General features: G+C 60.8%; 18 protein-coding genes. 15 read left to right on the forward strand and 3 right to left on the reverse strand.

Translation table 11 applies throughout. The features are described from left to right. Positions 1-57 precede the first annotated feature (57 nt). A complete protein-coding gene (locus KX928_RS10205; protein ID WP_219501630.1) occupies positions 58-411 on the reverse strand; it encodes a DUF4345 family protein in 354 nt (117 codons plus the stop codon). A 536-nt stretch (positions 412-947) separates the two neighbouring features. Between KX928_RS10205 and KX928_RS10210 the strand changes: the two genes are divergently transcribed. Continuing rightward, entirely contained in the window at positions 948-1403 is a 456-nt protein-coding gene (locus KX928_RS10210) for a GAF domain-containing protein (RefSeq protein WP_219501632.1), read from the forward strand. 126 nt (positions 1404-1529) lie between these two features. Then, a complete protein-coding gene (locus KX928_RS10215) occupies positions 1530-1850 on the forward strand; it encodes a hypothetical protein (RefSeq protein ID WP_219501634.1) in 321 nt (106 codons plus the stop codon). Positions 1851-1858: 8 nt separating this feature from the next. Here the strand turns inward: KX928_RS10215 and KX928_RS10220 are convergent, their stop codons facing one another. Continuing rightward, a complete protein-coding gene (locus KX928_RS10220; protein WP_219501636.1) occupies positions 1859-2593 on the reverse strand; it encodes a FadR/GntR family transcriptional regulator in 735 nt (244 codons plus the stop codon). A gap of 86 nt (positions 2594-2679) precedes the next feature. On the opposite strand from KX928_RS10220, the gene KX928_RS10225 reads away from it, so the two are divergent. The 5 genes from KX928_RS10225 (at position 2680) to acuI (ending at position 6858) form a co-directional block, all read left to right on the forward strand. Beyond that, a complete protein-coding gene (locus tag KX928_RS10225) occupies positions 2680-3459 on the forward strand; it encodes a DUF2182 domain-containing protein (RefSeq protein ID WP_373274798.1) in 780 nt (259 codons plus the stop codon). A 4-nt stretch (positions 3460-3463) separates the two neighbouring features. Further along, the gene (locus KX928_RS10230; RefSeq protein ID WP_219501639.1) at positions 3464-4171 is read left to right on the forward strand and encodes a DUF1326 domain-containing protein; all 708 of its coding nucleotides are present in this window, start codon (positions 3464-3466) and stop codon (positions 4169-4171) included. Further along, complete coding sequence (locus KX928_RS10235) at positions 4168-4677, forward strand: DinB family protein (protein ID WP_308342284.1); 510 nt, start codon at positions 4168-4170, stop codon at positions 4675-4677. Before KX928_RS10230 ends, KX928_RS10235 begins: the two co-directional genes overlap by 4 nt. A gap of 1 nt (position 4678) precedes the next feature. Further along, positions 4679-5782 carry a dimethylsulfoniopropionate demethylase gene (locus KX928_RS10240; protein WP_219501641.1) on the forward strand — a complete coding sequence of 368 codons (1104 nt, stop codon included), beginning with the start codon at positions 4679-4681 and terminating at the stop codon, positions 5780-5782. Positions 5783-5865: 83 nt separating this feature from the next. Next, complete coding sequence (gene acuI, locus KX928_RS10245; RefSeq protein WP_219501643.1) at positions 5866-6858, forward strand: acryloyl-CoA reductase; 993 nt, start codon at positions 5866-5868, stop codon at positions 6856-6858. 273 nt (positions 6859-7131) lie between these two features. On the opposite strand, the gene KX928_RS10250 is transcribed toward acuI, so the two are convergent. Beyond that, a complete protein-coding gene (locus tag KX928_RS10250) occupies positions 7132-8976 on the reverse strand; it encodes a BCCT family transporter (protein WP_219501644.1) in 1845 nt (614 codons plus the stop codon). A 284-nt stretch (positions 8977-9260) separates the two neighbouring features. On the opposite strand from KX928_RS10250, the gene KX928_RS10255 reads away from it, so the two are divergent. The 8 genes from KX928_RS10255 to KX928_RS10290 all read left to right on the forward strand — a co-directional run bounded on the left by KX928_RS10255 (position 9261) and on the right by KX928_RS10290 (position 18981). Continuing rightward, complete coding sequence (locus KX928_RS10255; protein ID WP_219501647.1) at positions 9261-10484, forward strand: aminotransferase class V-fold PLP-dependent enzyme; 1224 nt, start codon at positions 9261-9263, stop codon at positions 10482-10484. Between the two features lie 68 nt (positions 10485-10552). Next, positions 10553-11971 carry a cryptochrome/photolyase family protein gene (locus KX928_RS10260; protein ID WP_219501649.1) on the forward strand — a complete coding sequence of 473 codons (1419 nt, stop codon included), beginning with the start codon at positions 10553-10555 and terminating at the stop codon, positions 11969-11971. Between the two features lie 73 nt (positions 11972-12044). Next, positions 12045-13253, forward strand: coding sequence for an SAM-dependent methyltransferase (locus tag KX928_RS10265; RefSeq protein ID WP_219501651.1), 1209 nt, complete (start codon positions 12045-12047; stop codon positions 13251-13253). 32 nt (positions 13254-13285) lie between these two features. Then, positions 13286-13726, forward strand: a complete 441-nt coding sequence (locus KX928_RS10270) for a TrgA family protein (RefSeq protein WP_219501652.1) — start codon at positions 13286-13288, stop codon at positions 13724-13726. 7 nt (positions 13727-13733) lie between these two features. Beyond that, positions 13734-14846 carry an NUDIX domain-containing protein gene (locus KX928_RS10275; RefSeq protein WP_219501654.1) on the forward strand — a complete coding sequence of 371 codons (1113 nt, stop codon included), beginning with the start codon at positions 13734-13736 and terminating at the stop codon, positions 14844-14846. A gap of 54 nt (positions 14847-14900) precedes the next feature. Next, entirely contained in the window at positions 14901-15938 is a 1038-nt protein-coding gene (locus KX928_RS10280; protein WP_219501656.1) for a cysteine synthase A, read from the forward strand. Then, entirely contained in the window at positions 15935-18262 is a 2328-nt protein-coding gene (locus KX928_RS10285; RefSeq protein WP_219501658.1) for a DUF3772 domain-containing protein, read from the forward strand. Before KX928_RS10280 ends, KX928_RS10285 begins: the two co-directional genes overlap by 4 nt. Then, positions 18259-18981 (forward strand): alanyl-tRNA editing protein, encoded by a 723-nt coding sequence (locus KX928_RS10290; protein WP_308342285.1) that lies wholly within the window; start codon positions 18259-18261, stop codon positions 18979-18981. The genes KX928_RS10285 and KX928_RS10290 overlap by 4 nt, the downstream gene beginning before the upstream one ends.

Genomic DNA, 18981 nt, shown 5'->3' on the forward strand with positions numbered 1-18981 from the left:
CTGACTTGTGGCCTTTCCCCGGTGCTGATGGGGCCCGGGCGGATCTGCACGCCCCTCCTAGAGGGGGTTTGCGATGATGAATGCGGCAGCCAGTATGGCCTCAATAGTGCCGAAGATCAGAACTTTGCCCAGCGGAGGCTGATCGAGAACAAGCGACAGGACCCGTCCTAGCGCCGCGCCGGTAAAGGCAAACCCCAGCATCAGGTAGGCCACCGGATCATTGAGCCAGAGTGCGGCGGCCCCGGCAATGACGAAGAGCCCGCCAACGGAGGCGCGCATCTCGCTAAGCCCCATTGTCGAGGCCGTGGGGGCCAGATCAAGCGCGGATGCAGTGTAACGCGGCGCCAGGAACCCGAAGAGACCAAAGCCAATTGTAAGCAGCGTTGCCGCGATGTTCAAAATGTCGGTCATAACGTCTCCGGGTGTGATCTGTGAACACTGCTACGGCTCAACGCAGATGATGGATCAATTCGGCAGGCGACATCCCCGTGCGCGCAGGGGCCTTGGCGCGATTTAACCGCATGAGTCCGGTGTTTGGCTCCTGGATCACGGCCATCCGGCGCGCTTTCGGGCAGTACGTTGCCGGAGGCGCTGAGGCTGGGCCAAGCTTTGCATTCTGCTGCCAGATCGTCGAGTTGCAGATAAGAGTTGCCGCAACGTCGGGCCAGAGCAGACGCGCCGCGCGACCGAATGACCCTTCCTGCGGCACTTCAGGTATGATAGCAAAACGTGGGATGATTTAAGACAGTGCCTCCCTAATTATGAGGCAACAGATATGTATTGCGCATGGTTACGCGCATGTGCGGAGGGATTTCCGCACTGGGGAAGCGATACCAGGAAGAACATTGCGCCCCTGGGCGCGATGTGGGTGTGACGAATAGAATACCTTGTCACTTGACCTGATGTAGTACCGCGCGTGGCGCGGGTGACTACGCTGTGGGTGAGCTATGGAAAAGGATAATGGGATATACTCGCTCGACGCATTGGCCGAATGGCTGAACGGCGAGATCGGCGATTGCAGTGTTCTCATCACCCAGACGCAGGCGGACAGACAGTTGAACCTTGCAAGCAGCGGTGTTCCCCTTCCCAAGGCTCTTCGGCTGGAGATGCCTATCAGGTACTCGATTTGCCAGCATGTCAAAGCGATGGATTTCCCGCTTGTCGTCGACAATGCACTGACCCATCCGCTGCTGCGGGACAATGACGCGGTCACCGAACTCGGCATTGCAGCATATGCAGGCGCGCCGACCCACTACGGCAACCTGCAACCGTTCGGGGCGGTTTGTGTTCTCAAGAGAAGCATCCATCGCTGGCAGGCGTCGGAGATTTCGCTGATCCTGCGGGCCGCCAGTTTTGCAGACAGGGTTTTTGCGTCAACCGGAAATCACTCCCCGCGATCTTGACAGCGAAAGGCTCTACCTAGACTATCATCCCAGGCAAAATCTCCACTATAGGTCGTGCTCTCAGGGTGTAATTCGCACGCTTGTGAGTGGGCAATCGTGAGGAAAAGGAACGGGTCTGTTACGCGCATGGATCACTCAAACCAGTCACCTTTGTTTACGGAAAAAGACGAACTGGAGGAAGCTGAAAAGGCACAGATCGTGCGGGCTTTCTTCGATCTGGCCGATGCCGTGATGAAGGAAGTGCGTACTGACATCTCCCAGGATCCGCCAGTTTCCCTCACGCAGCACAAGATCGGTCAGTTGATCGACAAACACAGCGACGAAAAATCGGCAAAGCATATCAAGAGCATCTGGAGAGCTCTGCAGTATCTGGTCGATGCGTCGCTGGATGCCAAGGCGCAGCAACAGGCGTCACGCACGGAAACCTCCAAGGCGGGCGGATCCTAGACCGGGTTTCAGCCGGGTTTCTTGGCGCGCTCTGCAAAAACGCTTTGGGCGAGAGATTGCGTTTCCGTCTCCAGCGCGGTCAGGGCGCTTTGGGTTGCTGCCGCGTTTTGCCGTTCCAGTGCATCGGTGATGCTGGTGTGCAGTTCGATGATTTTCCCACGTGAGCGGGCGGTAAAGGTGATCATGTTCATCAGCGGCTGCATGGCCTCGACAGCACCTGCGAGCTGATAAGACAGCACGGGATTGCCGGCACCATCGACAAGCGCGCGGTGGAAGGCCACATCCGAGGCGCAGAATGCCTCGTCCGTCAGCCCGGGGTGACCCTGCCGGTGGATTTCGGCGCGCATTGTCGCCAGATGGTCGGCGGTACGGCGTTCAGCGGACAGCGGCGCACAGGCTCTTTCCAGCGCATACCGCGCCTCGCAGGCGGTCTCGAAGCTCACGGCATTCATGCTGAGCAGAAGCGTGGAGGTGGTGATCTGCTGGGGCTGAGCGGCTTCAAAGCTGAGCCGGTTCACGAAGGCGCCGCCGGTCGCCCCACGCTGGGTCCGGATCAGGGATTGCGCCGCCAGACGCTTCAGAGCTTCGCGCACTGTCGGGCGGGAGACCGCGAACTGTTCCGCCAGTTCCGCCTCCGACGGCAACCGCTCGTCAACGATGAGGGTTCCGTCGACAATCGCATCGCGGATGGCCGCCGCGATCTGCGCCGACAGATCGGCGGGGTTCTCTGGATCAATTTTCATATGTCTTACATTTAATGTTTGCTCGATTTCTAATTGTCTGGCATTTGATTGGCAAGAAATGAATAAGGACTCACCCCTTGCACGGCATGTTGCGATCCACTCTATGGTTGGGCTTTTTTGCTGCCATCCTGGCGGCGTGGTCGGTGATGTATGGCATGAGCATGGACATGGATCTGGACCTGCTGGGCCGCCCCGGCGCAGCAGGTGCGCGCATGGCGGCGATGGATCCGCGCATGCCGATGTACATGCCGATGGCCACCTTCGGGCCACTGTTCGCGATGTGGGCAATCATGATGGCGGCAATGATGTTGCCGACGCTGGTCCCGACTTTGCGCGCCTACGAAGACCTGATGACCAGCGCCAACGGCACACGTGCCGGATGGCTTGGTGTGCTGCTGGGCTATTTCCTCGTGTGGGTCGGTTTTGCCGCGGTGATCGCCGGCGCGCAGCTGACGTTACTGTTCGGTGGCGTCATCGACATGCTGGGGATCGCGCGATCTCCCTGGGTTGCAGGCGGGCTGCTTGTCGCTGTCGGGCTCTTTCAGTTCACGCGCATCAAGGAGGTTTGCCACGGTGTCTGCCACGCACCGGGGATGTATTTCCTGGGCCACTGGCGCATCGGTTTCGCGGGCGGGCTGCGCATGGGACTGGGGCTTGGCGCGTTCTGCGTGGGATGCTGCTGGGGCTTTATGTCGCTGGGATTCGTCGGCGGGGTGATGAACCTTGCATGGATGGGGCTGGCGACGCTCTTCATGGTGATCGAGAAACTGCCGCAGATCGGGCAGTATGTAACAAGACCAATGGGCTTCGCCTTATGCGCCGCGGGCATCGCGGTAATGGGTTGGCCGATTTTGACGGGAGGATAACATCATGGCAAAAAACAGACGGGCCGACGCTGACAAACTGCCAATCAGCCAGCGTATTGACCAGCGCATGCCCAACCCCAAGCGGCGCCAGTCCAGCCCGACCGAATGGGCAATCAAGGGCGAATTGTTCCTGAATTGCTCCTGCACGGTGTTCTGCCCCTGTGTGGTCAGCCTCGGGGCCCATCCGCCCACGGAAGGCCATTGCCACGCCTGGATGGCCATTGCCATTGACGAGGGCCATTTTGAAGGTGAAGACCTTGGCGGTCTGAACATCGGGCTGCTGGTCGATATTCCCGGACGGATGGGCGAGGGCAACTGGAAAGTCGCCGCCTATGTCGATGAGCGTGCGACCGGCAAGGCCTATAACGGAATCCTTCAGATTTTCAGCGGCGCAGCTGGCGGGACCACGGGGCTCTTTACCATGCTGGTCAGCGAAATCATCGGGGCAGAGCGCGCGCCGGTCGAGATCGTGCGGGACGGCAACCGCCGGTCGATCATGATCGGTCGAAAAATACAAGGTGAGATCGAGATGCTGGCGGGCAAGGACCCCGAGCATCCGGTGATGGTCAGCAATTCCAAATACTGGATGGGGCCCGACATCATCGCGGCGGCCGGGCTGAAAAGCCGGGTGCGCGATTACGGCCGCGTCTGGGACTTCGGTGGAAAATCCGCAGAGATCTGCCCGATCGATTGGAAAGGCCCCAAACCGTGATCGACCCCGCCTATGTGGTGACCATGGCCCGCTACAATGCGTGGCAGAACGATCAGCTGAAACCGGTACTGGAAGCCATGTCGCCCGGGGATCTGGCGAAGGACCGGGGGGCATTTTTTGGCGGTCTTCTGGCAACGGCCAACCACCTTTTGTGGGCAGATACCATCTGGCTGAGCCGGTTTGATCCGTCAATGCCCGCACCCGAGGGCGGCATACCGGAGAGTGTCGATCTGCATCCCACGATCAGCTCGTGGGCGGCGGACAGGTTCCGCGTGGACGGCAAGATCCGGTTCTGGGCGGAAGGGCTGCGCGCGCTTGATCTCAAAGGTGAACTGACATGGTTTTCCGGCGCATTGGGCAGGGAAGTGACGGCCCCCATGGCGTCCACGGTCATGCATTTTTTCAATCACCAGACCCACCATCGGGGCCAGTTGCACGCGATGCTCACCGCGGCGGGTCAAAAGGCACCCGTCAGCGATCTATTCATCATGCCGAAGGAAGCCTGAAATGGCCTTTATCTCCCCGTCCCGCAGGCTGCGCCGTACGCCCTTTTCACAGGGTGTCGAAGCAGCTGGCGTTAAGGCATACACGGTCTATAACCACATGCTGCTGCCTACTGTCTTTGAAAGCATCGAGGCCGATTATCACCATCTGAAAAACCATGTGCAGGTCTGGGATGTCTCGGTGGAAAGACAGGTTGAACTGCGCGGGCCGGATGCCGCCAAGCTGATGCAGATGCTGACACCGCGTGATCTGCGCGGCATGCTGCCGGGGCGCTGTTTCTATGTGCCCATCGTGGATGAGACGGGCGGCATGCTGAACGATCCTGTCGCGGTGAAGCTGGCGGAGGATCGCTGGTGGATTTCAATTGCGGACAGTGACCTGCTGCTCTGGGTCAAGGGGATCGCCAACGGCTACCGGCTCGATGTTCTGGTCGATGAACCGGATGTTTCGCCGCTGGCGGTGCAGGGTCCGAAAGCGGATGATCTGGTCGCCCGCGTGTTCGGCGATGCGGTGCGTGAAATCCGGTTTTTCCGGTTTGGCATCTTTGAATTCGAGGGCCGCGATCTGGCGATCGCGCGCTCAGGCTATTCCAAACAGGGCGGTTACGAGATCTACGTGTCCGGCAGCGATATCGCCATGCCGCTGTGGGACACGCTGTTTGCTGCCGGCGCGGATTTGAACGTGCGGGCAGGGTGCCCCAATGCGATCGAACGGATCGAAGGCGGGCTGCTCAGCTACGGCAATGACATGACGGATGACAACACGCCGCATGAATGCGGGCTGGGCCGGTTCTGCGATACGCAGACGGCCATCGGTTGTATCGGGCGGGATGCCTTGTTGCGGGTGGCCAAGGAAGGGCCGGTCCAGCAGATCCGCGCGATTGCCATTGATGGTGACGCGGTGCCGACCTGTGACCGGGCGTGGCCTCTCTTTGCCGATGGCCGCCGTGTTGGTCAGGTGACCTCCGCCATGTGGAGCCCGGATTACGCCACCAACGTGGCCATCGGTATGGTGCGCATGACCCACTGGGACAGTGGTACCGCGCTGGAAGTCGAAACACCCGACGGCATGCGCGGTGCGGTCGTGCAGCCCGGGTTTTGGTTGTAGCTCGATCCGGCTCGCGACATCGCCGCAGGGCATGAAAACTGATCGAAAGACGTAACGGGGCTTCGGCCCGAAAGGAGACAGGGATGTTTAAGGCGCTTGTAGTGAACAAGGATGAGGACAGCGGCAAGACGTCCGCGGCGGTGGAACAGATTTCGGCTGATCAGCTGCCTGCCGGTGATGTGACCGTCGCGGTCGAATACTCAACCGTGAATTACAAGGACGGGCTCTGCATCGGGCCGGGTGGCGGTCTGGTGCGGCAATACCCGCATGTGCCCGGCATCGATTTCGCCGGTACGGTCGACAGCTCGGATGACGACCGCTACAAGCCCGGCGACAAGGTGGTGCTGACCGGCTGGCGCGTGGGCGAGGTGCATTGGGGCGGATATGCTCAGAAAGCGCGGGTCAAGGCTGACTGGCTGGTGCCCTTGCCGGATGGGCTGGACACGCGCGCGGCGATGGCGGTGGGCACCGCCGGATTTACCGCGATGCTGGCCGTAATGGCGCTGGAAGATCACGGCCTGACACCGGGCACCGGCCCGGTTCTCGTGACCGGGGCGGCGGGCGGCGTGGGATCGGTTGCGGTGGCCTTGCTGGCGGCGCTGGGGCACGAGGTTGCCGGCGTGACCGGACGGCCCGAGACGGCGGCCTACTTGGAAGGGCTTGGCGCCAGCCAGATCGTTGCGCGCGAGGAGATCAACGAGACCGTCAAACGCCCGCTTGAAGCGGAAAAATGGGCCGGATGCGTGGATGCCGTGGGCGGCGCGATGCTGGCACGGGTGCTGGGCCAGATGAAATACGGTGCCTCGGTGGCCGCTGTGGGGCTGGCGGGAGGCGCGGGCCTGCCCGCGACGGTCATTCCATTTCTGCTGCGCGGCGTGAACCTTCTGGGGATCGATTCCGTCATGCAGCCCTATGACAACCGGGTGCGCGCCTGGCAGCGTATCGCGGCCGACTTGCCGATGGACAAGCTTGAGGCGATGGTCGTGCCCGCAACGTTGGATGATCTGCCGAAACTGGGCGGTGACATCCTGAAAGGGCAGGTCAAGGGCCGCGTGGTTGTCGATGTGAACGCCTGACCGGCGGGGCGGGTGCCGACGTCCGGACCTGACGGCATGAAACGGTATTTGCGCCAGGCGCATTGACATGATTTAGCCGCAGGGTGGCTTGGGTGCCATGCGGTGAATATCGCGCCGCCGTCATAACTGCGGGCCAGCAATGGGCGTTGTAGGGCACCGTGCTCGGTCCGGTGCACCCGGCTCTGGCTGGCGTCAGCGCAAAAGGACCGCCGGAATGCAAAAAGGGGCGCCCGCATGCGCGAACGCCCCTGAATTACCCCTGGAAGTGGCCTGTTACTCCGCCGGTTGGCCTTCGGGGCTGTCCACCGCCACGCCGGCCTTTTCACGACGGCCGTCATTAAAGAGCGCCTTGATCAGGGACAGTACCATTGCCACCATCACCATGGTGAAGGGCAGGGCGCCGATGATCATGGCGTTTTGGAGCGCACTCAGACCGCCGCCTCCCGCCAGCAGCAGCGTGCCGATCACAAGTGTCAGGATGACACCCCAGATGATCCGGTGCTTGACGCCGGTTTCTTCCGCGCCGCCGGACATGATCGTGTTCATCACCAGAATACCGGAGTCCGCAGAGGTCACGAGGAAGGTCATGATCAGCACAACGCACATGATGATGATGCCTTGCAGGAAGCCACCGCTCAGCATGTTCTCCAGCGTGACGAAGAGCTTGGCGGAGTTCGACGCCCCGATGATCACCCCGTCTGCTGCGCCGTTGATCTCAAGATCAATGGCTGTGCCGCCCAGAATGGTCATCCAGGCAAAACACACAAGCGCCGGCGCGATCACCGCACCCAGAACGAATTCACGCACGGTGCGCCCCTTGGAGATGCGGGCAAGGAACAACCCCACGAAGGGGGAGAAGGCGATCCACCACGCCCAGTAGAAGGTTGTCCAACCAGCCTGCCAGCCAAAGAGACGACCCTGATCACCGGTGTCATAGGCGGCTTCCAGATCAGCCGCTGGCAGGGCCGCCGCAGCGCCTTCCAACCCGCCGGTGAAGCCGGACAGGCTGCCCCACGGGTTCGTGGCGCCCGCGTAGACCGTGCTCAGCGCATCTGCCGGCAGTGCTTGCACAGATGCAGGCGCGGCAGCGGCGAATGCTTCCTGGCTGAGCGGCGAATAGGCGTTGAAACTGAGGCTCACAAAGCTGATCAGATAGTCGATCAATGCGGTGGCGTATGTGGTCATGGCGAACAGGAATGAGCCAAAGATCACAAAGGTGAGCAGCAGGATCACCGACAGCACGAGATTGAGATTTGACAGGTATTTCACCCCGCGGCCGACCCCGGACACAGCGGACACGATCGACATACCCATGATCACGACAAGCGCGGCGATAAGCCCGGTTTTCGTAGCGACAGGGGTCTCGCCCGTGGTGTCCATCATCCAGGCCGCGCCGGTGATCGAGTAGACGCCGTCAACCAGCTGGCTCACGCCGAAACCGATTGTCACCGACACACCGAGGATCGTGGCGACAACGCCCAGAACGTCAATGATGTGGCCGAAGAAGCCATTGGCAAACCGCCCGATCAGCGGCGTGAGCGCCGAGCGGATCGTCAGCGGCATTCCGCGGGTATAGGCGTAATAGGCAAGGCTGAGCCCGGTGACGACGTAGATGGCCCAGGCGTGGAAGCCATAGTGCAGGAAGGTATAGCGGAACGCCGATTTCAGGGCTTCGGGGGTGTTGCCCGCCACATCGCCTTCCACGACTACAGGGTTGGACCCCCATAGGCCCAGCGGCTCAGCCGTGGCAAATGTCATCAGGCCAACGCCAAGACCGGCGCCGAACATCATCGAGAACCAGGAGAAATTGGTGAATTCCGGTTTTTGACCGGGCGTGCCGAGCACGCGGCTTCCCGTCGAGGGGATCAGCGCGATGATGATGAGAAAGAACGCGAAAAGGCCGACAGACAGGATATAGAACGTGTTGAAGGACAAAAGCAAAGTGCTGTTGACGGACGACAGCATCGCCCCCGCACCGGCAGGAAAAACAAGAGCCCAAAGGACCAGTAGGACCATGCTGACCTTGGAGATCAGCGCGATCGGAAGGCTGTAGCCCTCATAAAATCCGGCATCCTGAGTATTGATCTCAAGATCCGTAAACGGCGGTTTCACAGACATTAGCGGTTCCCTCTGTTGCGATCCGACCGTCTTCGCGGGTCGTGACCTGTTATTGACCGGGAGCACGTGATGGCTCCGGATGCGCCGGGTTTTTTTACGATTGGCGCCGGTCTTTCTGTAACGGGCTCAGTCTACCCGTTGCGCGATTGTTACAAAACTAAATTCGGGCGGGTGGCATGAGGGCGACACATAAGGCGCAGAAACGACCCTTGACCCCGGTGGGGTGACGTTGCGTTCCCGATTGGGTTCTTGACGTGCTGGGCGATGCGAGTGACGTTGCAGCCATGACACTCGACATTGATTTCGTTCGCGCACAGTTCCCGGCTTTCGGGGTTGCCGCTCTCAGGGGCCAGGCCTTTTTCGAGAATGCGGGCGGGTCCTATGCCTGCAGCCCGGTCATTGACCGGCTCACCCGGTTTTACACCGAACGCAAAGTCCAGCCCTATGCGCCCTATCCCGCAAGCCGTCTGGGCGGTGCCGAGATGGATGAAGCACGGATGCGGCTGGCCGCATTGCTGGGCGTGGAAACCGATGAGCTGAGCTTCGGACCCTCCACGACGCAGAACACCTATGTGCTGGCGCAGGCTTTTGCAGAAATGATGGCGCCGGGAGAGGCCATTGTCGTTACAAACCAGGATCACGAGGCCAATTCCGGACCATGGCGCAGGCTGGCCGCGCGCGGGATCGAAATCCGCGAATGGAAGGTCGATCCGGACACCGGCCATCTGAATCCAGAGCACCTCGAAGCTCTGCTCGACGAGAGCGTCAGGCTGGTCTGCTTCCCGCATTGCTCAAATGTCGTGGGAGAGATCAACCCGGTCACGGAAATCACCGCGCTGGCGCATGCGGCCGGGGCCTTTACCTGCGTGGACGGTGTGTCCTACGCGCCGCATGGATTTCCCGATATCGGCGCGCTGGGGCCGGATATCTATCTATTTTCAGCATATAAAACCTATGGCCCGCATCAGGGCATCATGGTCCTCCGGCGTACTCTTGGAGAACTGCTGCCCAACCAGGGGCACTATTTCAACGCCGACAGCCTCTACAAGCGGTTCACACCAGCGGGTCCGGATCATGCACAGATCGCTGCCAGCGCGGGAATGGTTGATTATATTGACGCGCTGTACGCGCATCACTTTCAGGATGACGCAACTCCGACGGACCGGGGCCGCGCCGTTCACGACCTGATGCGCGACCACGAGGTGCGTCTTTTGCAACCCCTGCTGGATGCCGTGCAGGCGCGCAATTCCGTGCGCCTGATCGGCCCCTCGGACGCCGCGCTCAGGGCTCCGACCGTCGCGCTGGCGTTGACGCGGCCGGGCGAGGACGTGGCCGCGGAACTGGCGGCGCATGGCATCATGGCCGGGGGCGGGGATTTTTATGCCGGGCGTGCCCTGGACGCGATGGGCGTCGATCCGCATCTGGGGGTTCTGCGCCTCAGTTTCACGCATTACACGAGCTACGCGGAAGTCCAACAACTGCTGGATGCCCTCGATGTGGTCTTGTGAAGATTTGCCGTGATCCAAAAGGCGCTGTCCTACGTAGCATTTTATATGAAACGTGAAGACCTTGCTGCGTGACCAACCCACCCGTTCTGATCTGGCTTCGCAGGGATTTCCGCCTGAGCGATCACCCGGCCCTACATGCGGCCTGCGCCACCGGCTCGCCGGTCATTCCCGTATTTATTCATGATGATCCGGTTGATGCGCTTGGGGCTGCGCCGAAATGGCGTTTGGGTCTGGCTCTTGAGAATTTCCAACACCGTCTTGAAGGACTGGGCAGCCGGTTGATCCTGCGACGCGGGGCCGCGTTGGATCAGCTCAGGGAGCTTGTGGCCGAAACCGGGGCTACGTCTGTCTATTGGTCGCGCCTTTATGATCCGGCCAGCGTGGCGCGCGATACCGAGGTCAAGGCCGCGCTCAAAGCTCAGGGTGTCATGGCCAAGTCGTTTGGCGGTCACCTGATGTTCGAACCGTGGACGGTCGAGACCAAAACCGGAAGTTTCTACAAGGTCTACACGCCCTTCTGGAATGCGGTGAAAAACCGCGCGGTGGATGCGCCGCTGACCGCGCCTTCGAAGCTGCCCGCGCCGGACAGCTGGCCGGCAAGCGAAGACCTCGCCGCATGGCATATGGATGTGGCGATGAACCGCGGCGCTGCCGTGGTGCGCCCGCATGTCCGTCTGGGCGAGGCGGCGGCACAGGCGCGGCTTGCCCGGTTCATCGACGAAAGTGTCGCCACCTATGACTGTACCCGCGATGTGCCCGCCGTGGACGGGACCTCGGGCCTGTCCGAGAACCTGAGCCTTGGCGAGATCAGCGCGCACCAGTGCTGGCATGCCGGAGTGCGCGCGCGCGAGGAGGGCAAGCGGGGGGCCGAGACCTTCCTGAAAGAACTTGTCTGGCGCGAATTCGCATATCACCTCATGCATCATACCCCGCGCATCCTCACGGATAACTGGAAACCCGATTGGGACGGCTTCCCGTGGAACACCGACGACACTGCCGCCGCCGTCGTCGCGTGGAAGCAGGGTCGCACGGGCATCGCGTTTGTCGATGCCGCGATGCGGGAACTTTACGTGACCGGGCGAATGCACAACCGTGGGCGCATGATCGTTGCGAGCTACCTGACCAAACACCTCTTGACCCACTGGAAAATCGGGCAGGCATGGTTCGAGCAGTGCCTGATTGACTGGGATCCGGCCAGCAACGCGATGGGCTGGCAGTGGTCCGCAGGCTCCGGCCCGGATGCGACACCGTATTTCCGCGTTTTCAACCCGGTCACGCAGCTCGACAAGTTCGATGGGAATCGCGCCTATGCCAACCGCTGGATCGCCGAGGGGAAGACCGACCCGTCACCGGATGCGCTGTCATATTTCGACGCCATTCCGCGCAGCTGGAAACTGTCTGCGGATGACAAATATCCCGCCCCGGTTGTAGCTGCGGACGAGGGCCGAAAAGTCGCACTCGATGCCTATGAAAACAAAGGTTTCTGAAACTCTTGATCGCGCCTTTGCGTCTATCTTATCATTGGGTTAGCGCCCGACTTTCATAACGAGCGAAACATACATGATCCTGACGACCACCGACCGCCAAGACAACCTGCCGCGTTACTTCACTCACGTCTTCGCGATGGCGCAAAAGATGAACAATGGCCGCGTTGAATTCGTGATGCCCGATGCCCGCCGATTTCGTGCAGAAGGCAAAAATCCGGGGCCGGTGGCGGAACTGCACATCCACAACAACGACCTGTTTGCGCGCCTGATCCGCGAAGGGGATCTGGGGTTCTGTGACGCCTATCTGGACGAGTGGTGGTCGACACCCGACCTGCAGGCGTTCATGGATCTGGTGCATGCCGACAACGAGGATATTTACGACGGTTTTCCGGGCATGTTCTTTTTGCGCAATTTCGAAAAATTCCGCTTTTGGCTGCAGCGCAATCACAAGAACCAGGCGCGTAAAAATATCAGCCATCACTATGATCTGGGCAATGCGTTCTACGGTCTGTGGCTCGACGATACCATGACCTATTCCTCGGCCCTGTTCGAAACCGGTCAGGAAAGCATGGAGAATGCACAGATTGCGAAATACAAATCCATGGTCGATGAAATGGGTGCGCAACCCGGGGACCACATCCTCGAAATAGGCTGCGGCTGGGGAGGGTTCGCGGAATACGCGGCCAAGGAGCGCGGCCTGCGCGTCACAGGGCTGACCATTTCCGAAGAACAGTTCAAGTATGCGCAGGAACGCATTGAAAAAGCAGGTCTTTCCGAACAGGTTGATTTCAAGTTACAGGACTACCGCGATGAAACGGGTCTCTATGACGGGATTGCCAGTATCGAGATGTTCGAAGCGGTCGGAGAGAAGTACTGGCCAATTTACTTTGACGTCGTGCGCGAGCGCCTCAAACCGGGCAAGACGGCGACTCTGCAGATCATCACCGTCGCGGACAGGCGGTGGAAGGTCTACCGTCGCGGGGTTGATTTCATTCAGAAATACGTCTTTCCGGGAGGCATGTTGCCCAGCCCCACCGTCTTGCGCACCCAGATTGCGCGGGCGGGACTGGCAGTGGAAAGATCGATCGAATTTGGCCACAGTTATGCCGTAACTCTGCGCCGATGGCACGATAGCTTTAACGAAAAATGGGATCAGGTTAACGCGATGGGCTTTGACGCGCGGTTTCGCAGGATGTGGAATTTCTACCTGACCTCTTGTGCAGCGACGTTTGAAAGTGCCAACTGTGATGTAACACAGATAACTGTGAGGCGGCCGGGATAGACAGGGCCGCAGGACGAACAAGGAACGACCACATGCCCGACGCCGCCAGACTATTTGCCGCATTATGCATCGGCATCGTGGGTTTTATCGTGTCCTTCCAGATCATTCCCCTGATGCCGGAAAGCACCGATTTCGGCAGTTTCGCCTATGTCAATGCGATCATCGGGGTCGTGGTCGGCTGGCGCGTGATGGGCAAACGCGCCGGGCGCGGCGTGACAGCGGCGATCAACAACGGATTGGGCGGGGTGCTGGTGCTGGTGCTGTGGGGCCTCTTTGTGCACTCCAGCTACCAGATGTTCGACCGGGCGATGTCCAACTGGTACAACGGCGCGTTTCAGGCGCTCCTGGCGATCATCAAGTTCATGGCTGAATATGCGCTGATCATGATTAACCCACTGGTGATATTCACGTTGATTGCCGGTGGCGTTCTGTCTGGCCTCGCGACCGAATATGCCTGGCGAACTTGGCGGTAGTTAAGCATTGACCGCCAAATTATTGTTTTTATTCGGAACCCTTCGGTATCCTGCATTGCTCGAAGCGGTGATTGGCGATGCCTCTCACGTCACATCTGAACCTGCGTCGGCGCGTGATTTCGCGGTCAGGTCCGTTGCGGAGGGGCCCTTTCCGGCCATTGTCCGGGAAAGCGGTGCCTTGGCACAGGGCGTGCTGGTGCAGGGGTTGACGGACAAGGATATCGGGCATCTGGACTATTACGAGAGCGCCTTTGGCTACACCCGCCAACCCGTCGAGCTGACCGATGGCACCCACACGCTTGCGTATATTCCGGAGCCCGGCCTGTGGACCACGTCCGGTCCCTGGTCATTGGAGGCCTGGGTGCGCGACTGGGGCCCGTTGAGCGTTCTGGCGGCCCGGGAAGTGATGGGGTATCAGGGCGATAGGCCCCCGCAGGAGATCGCCGCGATCTTTCCGATGATCCGGGCACGCGCCTGGTCGCGCCTGAATGCCGCCAGAAGCCGCCACGGGGCCTCCACCCTGCATGGCGCTGTCGACGTGCAGAGATGGCACCGGGCCTACGCACAGTATTTTGCCCTGGATGAATACGAACTGCGTCACGAACGGTTCGATGGCAGCATGACCGAGACGGTCAGGCGTGCGGTTTTCCTGTCGCCGGATGCGGCCCTGGTGTTGCCCTATGACCCGCGGCGTGACCGGGTCATGGTGGTGGAACAGATGCGCATGGGTCCCTTGGCGCGGGGCGATGACACCATGTGGCAGCTGGAACCCATCGCCGGACGCCTGGACCCCGGCGAGGCGCCGGAGGCGGCCGCGCGGCGCGAGGCGCTGGAAGAGACCGGGTTGATGCTGGGCGCGTTGCATCCGGTGGCGGAAACCTATTGCTCGCCCGGAAACTCTTCGGAATTTTTCTACTGTTACGTTGGTATTGCCGAGTTGCCCGATGGGGTGGCCGGTGTCGGCGGTGTTGCGTCGGAGCATGAAGACATCCGGGCCCATCTGTTGAGCTTTGATGCACTCATGACCCTTTGCGACGACCGCCGCGCGGCCAATGCCCCCCTGGTTCTCTCCGCCTATTGGCTGTCCCGCCACCGGGAGCGGTTGCGCGCCGCCTCTTGAGGTCACGCCGGAGCGACGCTAGGTGTGGTGCAGGCACTTAGAAGGGGCATGTTGATGCACGTCGCAAGCGATCTGGCCGCGGCCATAGGAAACACACCACTGATCCGTTTGAAGCAGGCAAGCGATGCCACGGGCTGTGAAATCCTCGGCAAGGCGGAGTTCATGAACCCCGGTCAATCCGTCAAGGACCGCGCTGCGCTGTTCATCATTCGGGACGCGGTTGAGAAGGGGCTTCTGAAGCCGGGTGGGACGATTGTCGAGGGCACGGCTGGCAACACCGGTATCGGCCTCGCTCTGGTTGGCGCTTCGATGGGATTCAAGACGGTCATTGTCATTCCCGAAACCCAAAGTCAGGAAAAGAAGGACATGCTGCGCCTCGCCGGCGCGGAACTGGTGCAGGTGCCCGCCGCGCCGTACCGCAACCCCAACAATTTCGTGCGCTATTCCGAACGCTTGGCGAAAGAGTTGGGCCGCACCACCAATGAAGGGGTGATCTGGGCCAACCAGTTTGACAATACGGCCAACCGGCGGGCGCACGTGGAGACGACAGGGCCGGAAATCTGGACGCAGACCGATGGCAAGGTAGATGGTTTCATCTGTGCTGTGGGTTCCGGCGGCACGCTGGCGGGTGTGGCGGATGTGTTGCAACCCAAGGGCGTCAAGATCGGCCTTGCCGACCCGGATGGGGCCTCGCTCCATAATTATTACACCAAAGGTGAATTGGTGATGTCCGAGGGCTCTTCGATCAACGAAGGTATCGGTCAGATCCGCATTACCAGAAATCTGGAAGGGTTTACGCCTGATTTCAGCTACAACATCCACGATGCGGAGGCTTTGCCCATCGTTTTCGACCTGCTTGAGCACGAAGGCCTCTGCTTGGGCGGCTCAAGCGGCGTGAACATAGCCGGGGCCATGCGGATGGCGCGGGATCTGGGGCCGGGCCACACCATCGTGACGGTCCTGTGCGACTACGGAACACGCTATCAGTCCAAGCTCTTCAACCCGGAGTTCCTGCGCGAAAAGGGCCTGCCCACCCCCGGATGGCTGGAGCAGGCACCCGCGAGCATACCCGGCGTCTTCGAGGACGTATGACCCGCGTCGTTGCAGCGCTGGCGTCGTGGCTTCTGGCCCTTGGTCTGCTTGTCTCCTCACCCGTTGCGGCGCAGGAGGCAAACACTACCGACATTCAGACAACGCTGAAGTCCTGGGAAAATGTGGCGGCGCTGGCGGAAGCGGCCATTGACCGGGATGTGGCAAGCAATGAACGGTTTGAGCGCCTGCGCGCGGAAATTGCGGAATACCGGTCGGACTTTACCGCCGCCAGCCAGGTAAACGCCGACCGTATCGCGACATTGCGCAACCAGATCGAAGCCCTCGGGCCGGTGCCGGAAAGCGGCGAGGAATCGATCGAGATCAAGGCCCGCCGGACCGAACTGAATGAACGCCTTGAGATGCTGCTGGAACCCGTGCGTGTGGCCGAGGAGGCCTTTCGGCGCGCGGATGGTCTAATCCGGGAAATTGATACGATCATCCGGGACCGGCAGGCGCGCAGGCTGCTGTCGCTGGGCCCGTCGCCGCTCAACCCGGCGCATTGGCCCGACGCGATCGAGGACCTGTTCGAAATCCTGCGCCCGAACGCCGAAGAGACGGCGATGTTCCAAGATCCGATCCGGCAACAGGCCTTGAAAGAAAAGCTCCCTCTCATCCTGTTCCTCGTCGCGCTGGCACTGGCATTGATCATACGCGGGCGGGCCTGGGCCGGCGTTGGCCTCAACTACCTGCGCAAATGGGGCGGGCGCGGTACCGGCGTGTGGGCATTTCTCGTGTCGCTCCTGCGGGTTTTCATACCGCTCACCGGTCTGCTGATCCTGACCCATGCGATCAGGATCACTGGGATGATCAGCGACCCCATGGATCAGTTCCTCAAGGCGCTGCCGCTGTTCGGCTTCGTCCTGCTGTGGTTCCGGTGGCTGGCGGAGCGGCTATTCTCCCGGTTTGATGACATCGCACTGATCCCTCTGCCCGAGGACAAACGCGCGGCGCAGCGGTTTTACATGCTGTTGCTGTCGATCTTTTTCGTCTCGCGCGGGCTCATTGATCTGTTGTTGAACTTCGACGTGGTGGACCCGGCGACCGAAGCCGTGCTGTCCTTCCCGATTGTCGTGCTGATCTCCCTGAACCTCGCCGCGATGGGGCGTATCCTGCGTGGCTACGTGGTGGAGGCAGAGGAGGCCAGTGACGAAAGACCGCGCGGCAGCGGTCTTGCGCGGGTGTTGCGCGGCCTTGGCACCGCGATGATCGTCGTGTCGCTGGTGTCCCCGATCATGGCGGCTGTGGGCTACGGAGAGGCGGGCAACGCGCTGCTCTATCCCACCGTCGTCAGCCTTTTGATCCTTGGCTTCATGCTGACGCTGCAACGGTTCTTCGCGGACGTCTATTGCCTTGTGACCAAACAGGGCCCCGAGGCCCGTGAAGCGCTGGTGCCTGTCATCGCGGGCTTTGTGCTGGTGCTGTTGTCCGTGCCTCTGCTTGCCCTGGCCTGGGGTGCACGTGTTGCCGAGCTTACCGAGATCTGGGCCAGTTTCAGCCGGGGTTTCCAGATCGGTGACACCCGCATCTCTCCCGGCGATTTCGTGACTTTCGCGGTGATCTTCGTCGTGGGCTATTCGATCACCCGTCTGGTGCAGAGCACGATACGGATCAACGTGCTGCCCAAGACGAAAATCGACATTGGTGGCCAGAATGCCATCGTCTCCGGGCTTGGCTATGTCGGGATCTTTCTGGCCGCCATTCTGGCGGTGACCGGTGCCGGGCTTGATCTGTCCTCGCTTGCCATTGTCGCCGGTGCCCTGTCTGTGGGCATCGGTTTCGGTCTGCAGACAATCGTGTCGAACTTCGTATCCGGGATCATTCTTCTGATCGAGCGTCCGATCTCTGAAGGTGACTGGATCGAGGTTGGCGGACAGATGGGATATGTGCGCGACATCTCGGTCCGCGCCACGCGTATCGAAACCTTTGACCGGACGGATGTGATCGTGCCGAACGCTGATCTGGTTTCAGGCACGGTGACCAACTATACGCGCGGCAACAAGGTCGGACGGCTGATTGTCTCGGTTGGCGTGGCTTATGGTACCGACACGCGGCGCGTCGAGGCCATCCTGCGGGAAATCGCTAAGGACCAGCCGATGGTTCTGTCCAATCCGGAGCCGATGATCCTATTCAACAACTTCGGCGCAGATTCACTGGAATTCGAAATGCGTATGATCCTGCGCGATGTGAACTGGATCATGAGCGTCAAGAACGACATCAATCACGCCATCGCGGAACGCTTCGCCAAGGAGGGTATCGAGGTGCCCTTCGCGCAGCGTGACATCTGGTTGCGAAACCCCGAAACCCTCAAGGATCTGAAATCGTGAGTGCAGAGATGCTGTTTCGTGCCGACCCCTATCTGCGTGAGGCGGCCGCCACCGTGATGGCGCATACGGACGAGGGGGGCGTGGTACTGGACCGGACGGTGTTTTATCCCACGGGAGGCGGGCAGCCCGGCGACAGCGGGCTGGTGCGGTGGCAGGATGCGAGCATGCCGGTTGCAACGACGCTCAAGGGCCCCGACGATACAATCGTTCTGGTGCCGGCGCGCGCGCAGGCCTTGCCGGAGGTTGGGCAGCAGGTGCATCAGGAGTTGGATTGGGACAGGCGCCACCGTCACATGCGCGTGCACACGGCTTTGCACCTGCTGTCGGTGGCGGTGCCCTTCGGCGTGACAGGCGGCTCTATCAGCGCGCAGCATGGCCGTCTGGATTTCGACATGGCGGAACCGCCGGAAGACAAGTCGGCAATCGACGCGCTGTTGCAGGAGATGGTGGCGACAGACGCGGTTGTCAGCGAGACGTGGATCAGCGACGCCGAACTGGATGCACAGCCCGAGCTGGTCAAGACGATGTCCGTAAAGCCGCCGTGTGGCGCCGGGCGCATCCGGCTTATCCGCATCGGTGATGCCGCGGACCCGCTGGATCTGCAACCCTGCGGCGGTACGCATGTGGCCCGGCTGGGGGAAATCGGAGCATTACGCATTGGCAAGACAGAGAAAAAAGGCAGGATGAACCGCCGGATTTACCTGCATCTGGACAGTTAG

The sequence above is a fragment of the Roseobacter insulae genome, from assembly GCF_019375555.1.
Taxonomy (GTDB): Bacteria; Pseudomonadota; Alphaproteobacteria; order Rhodobacterales; family Rhodobacteraceae; genus Roseobacter; species Roseobacter insulae.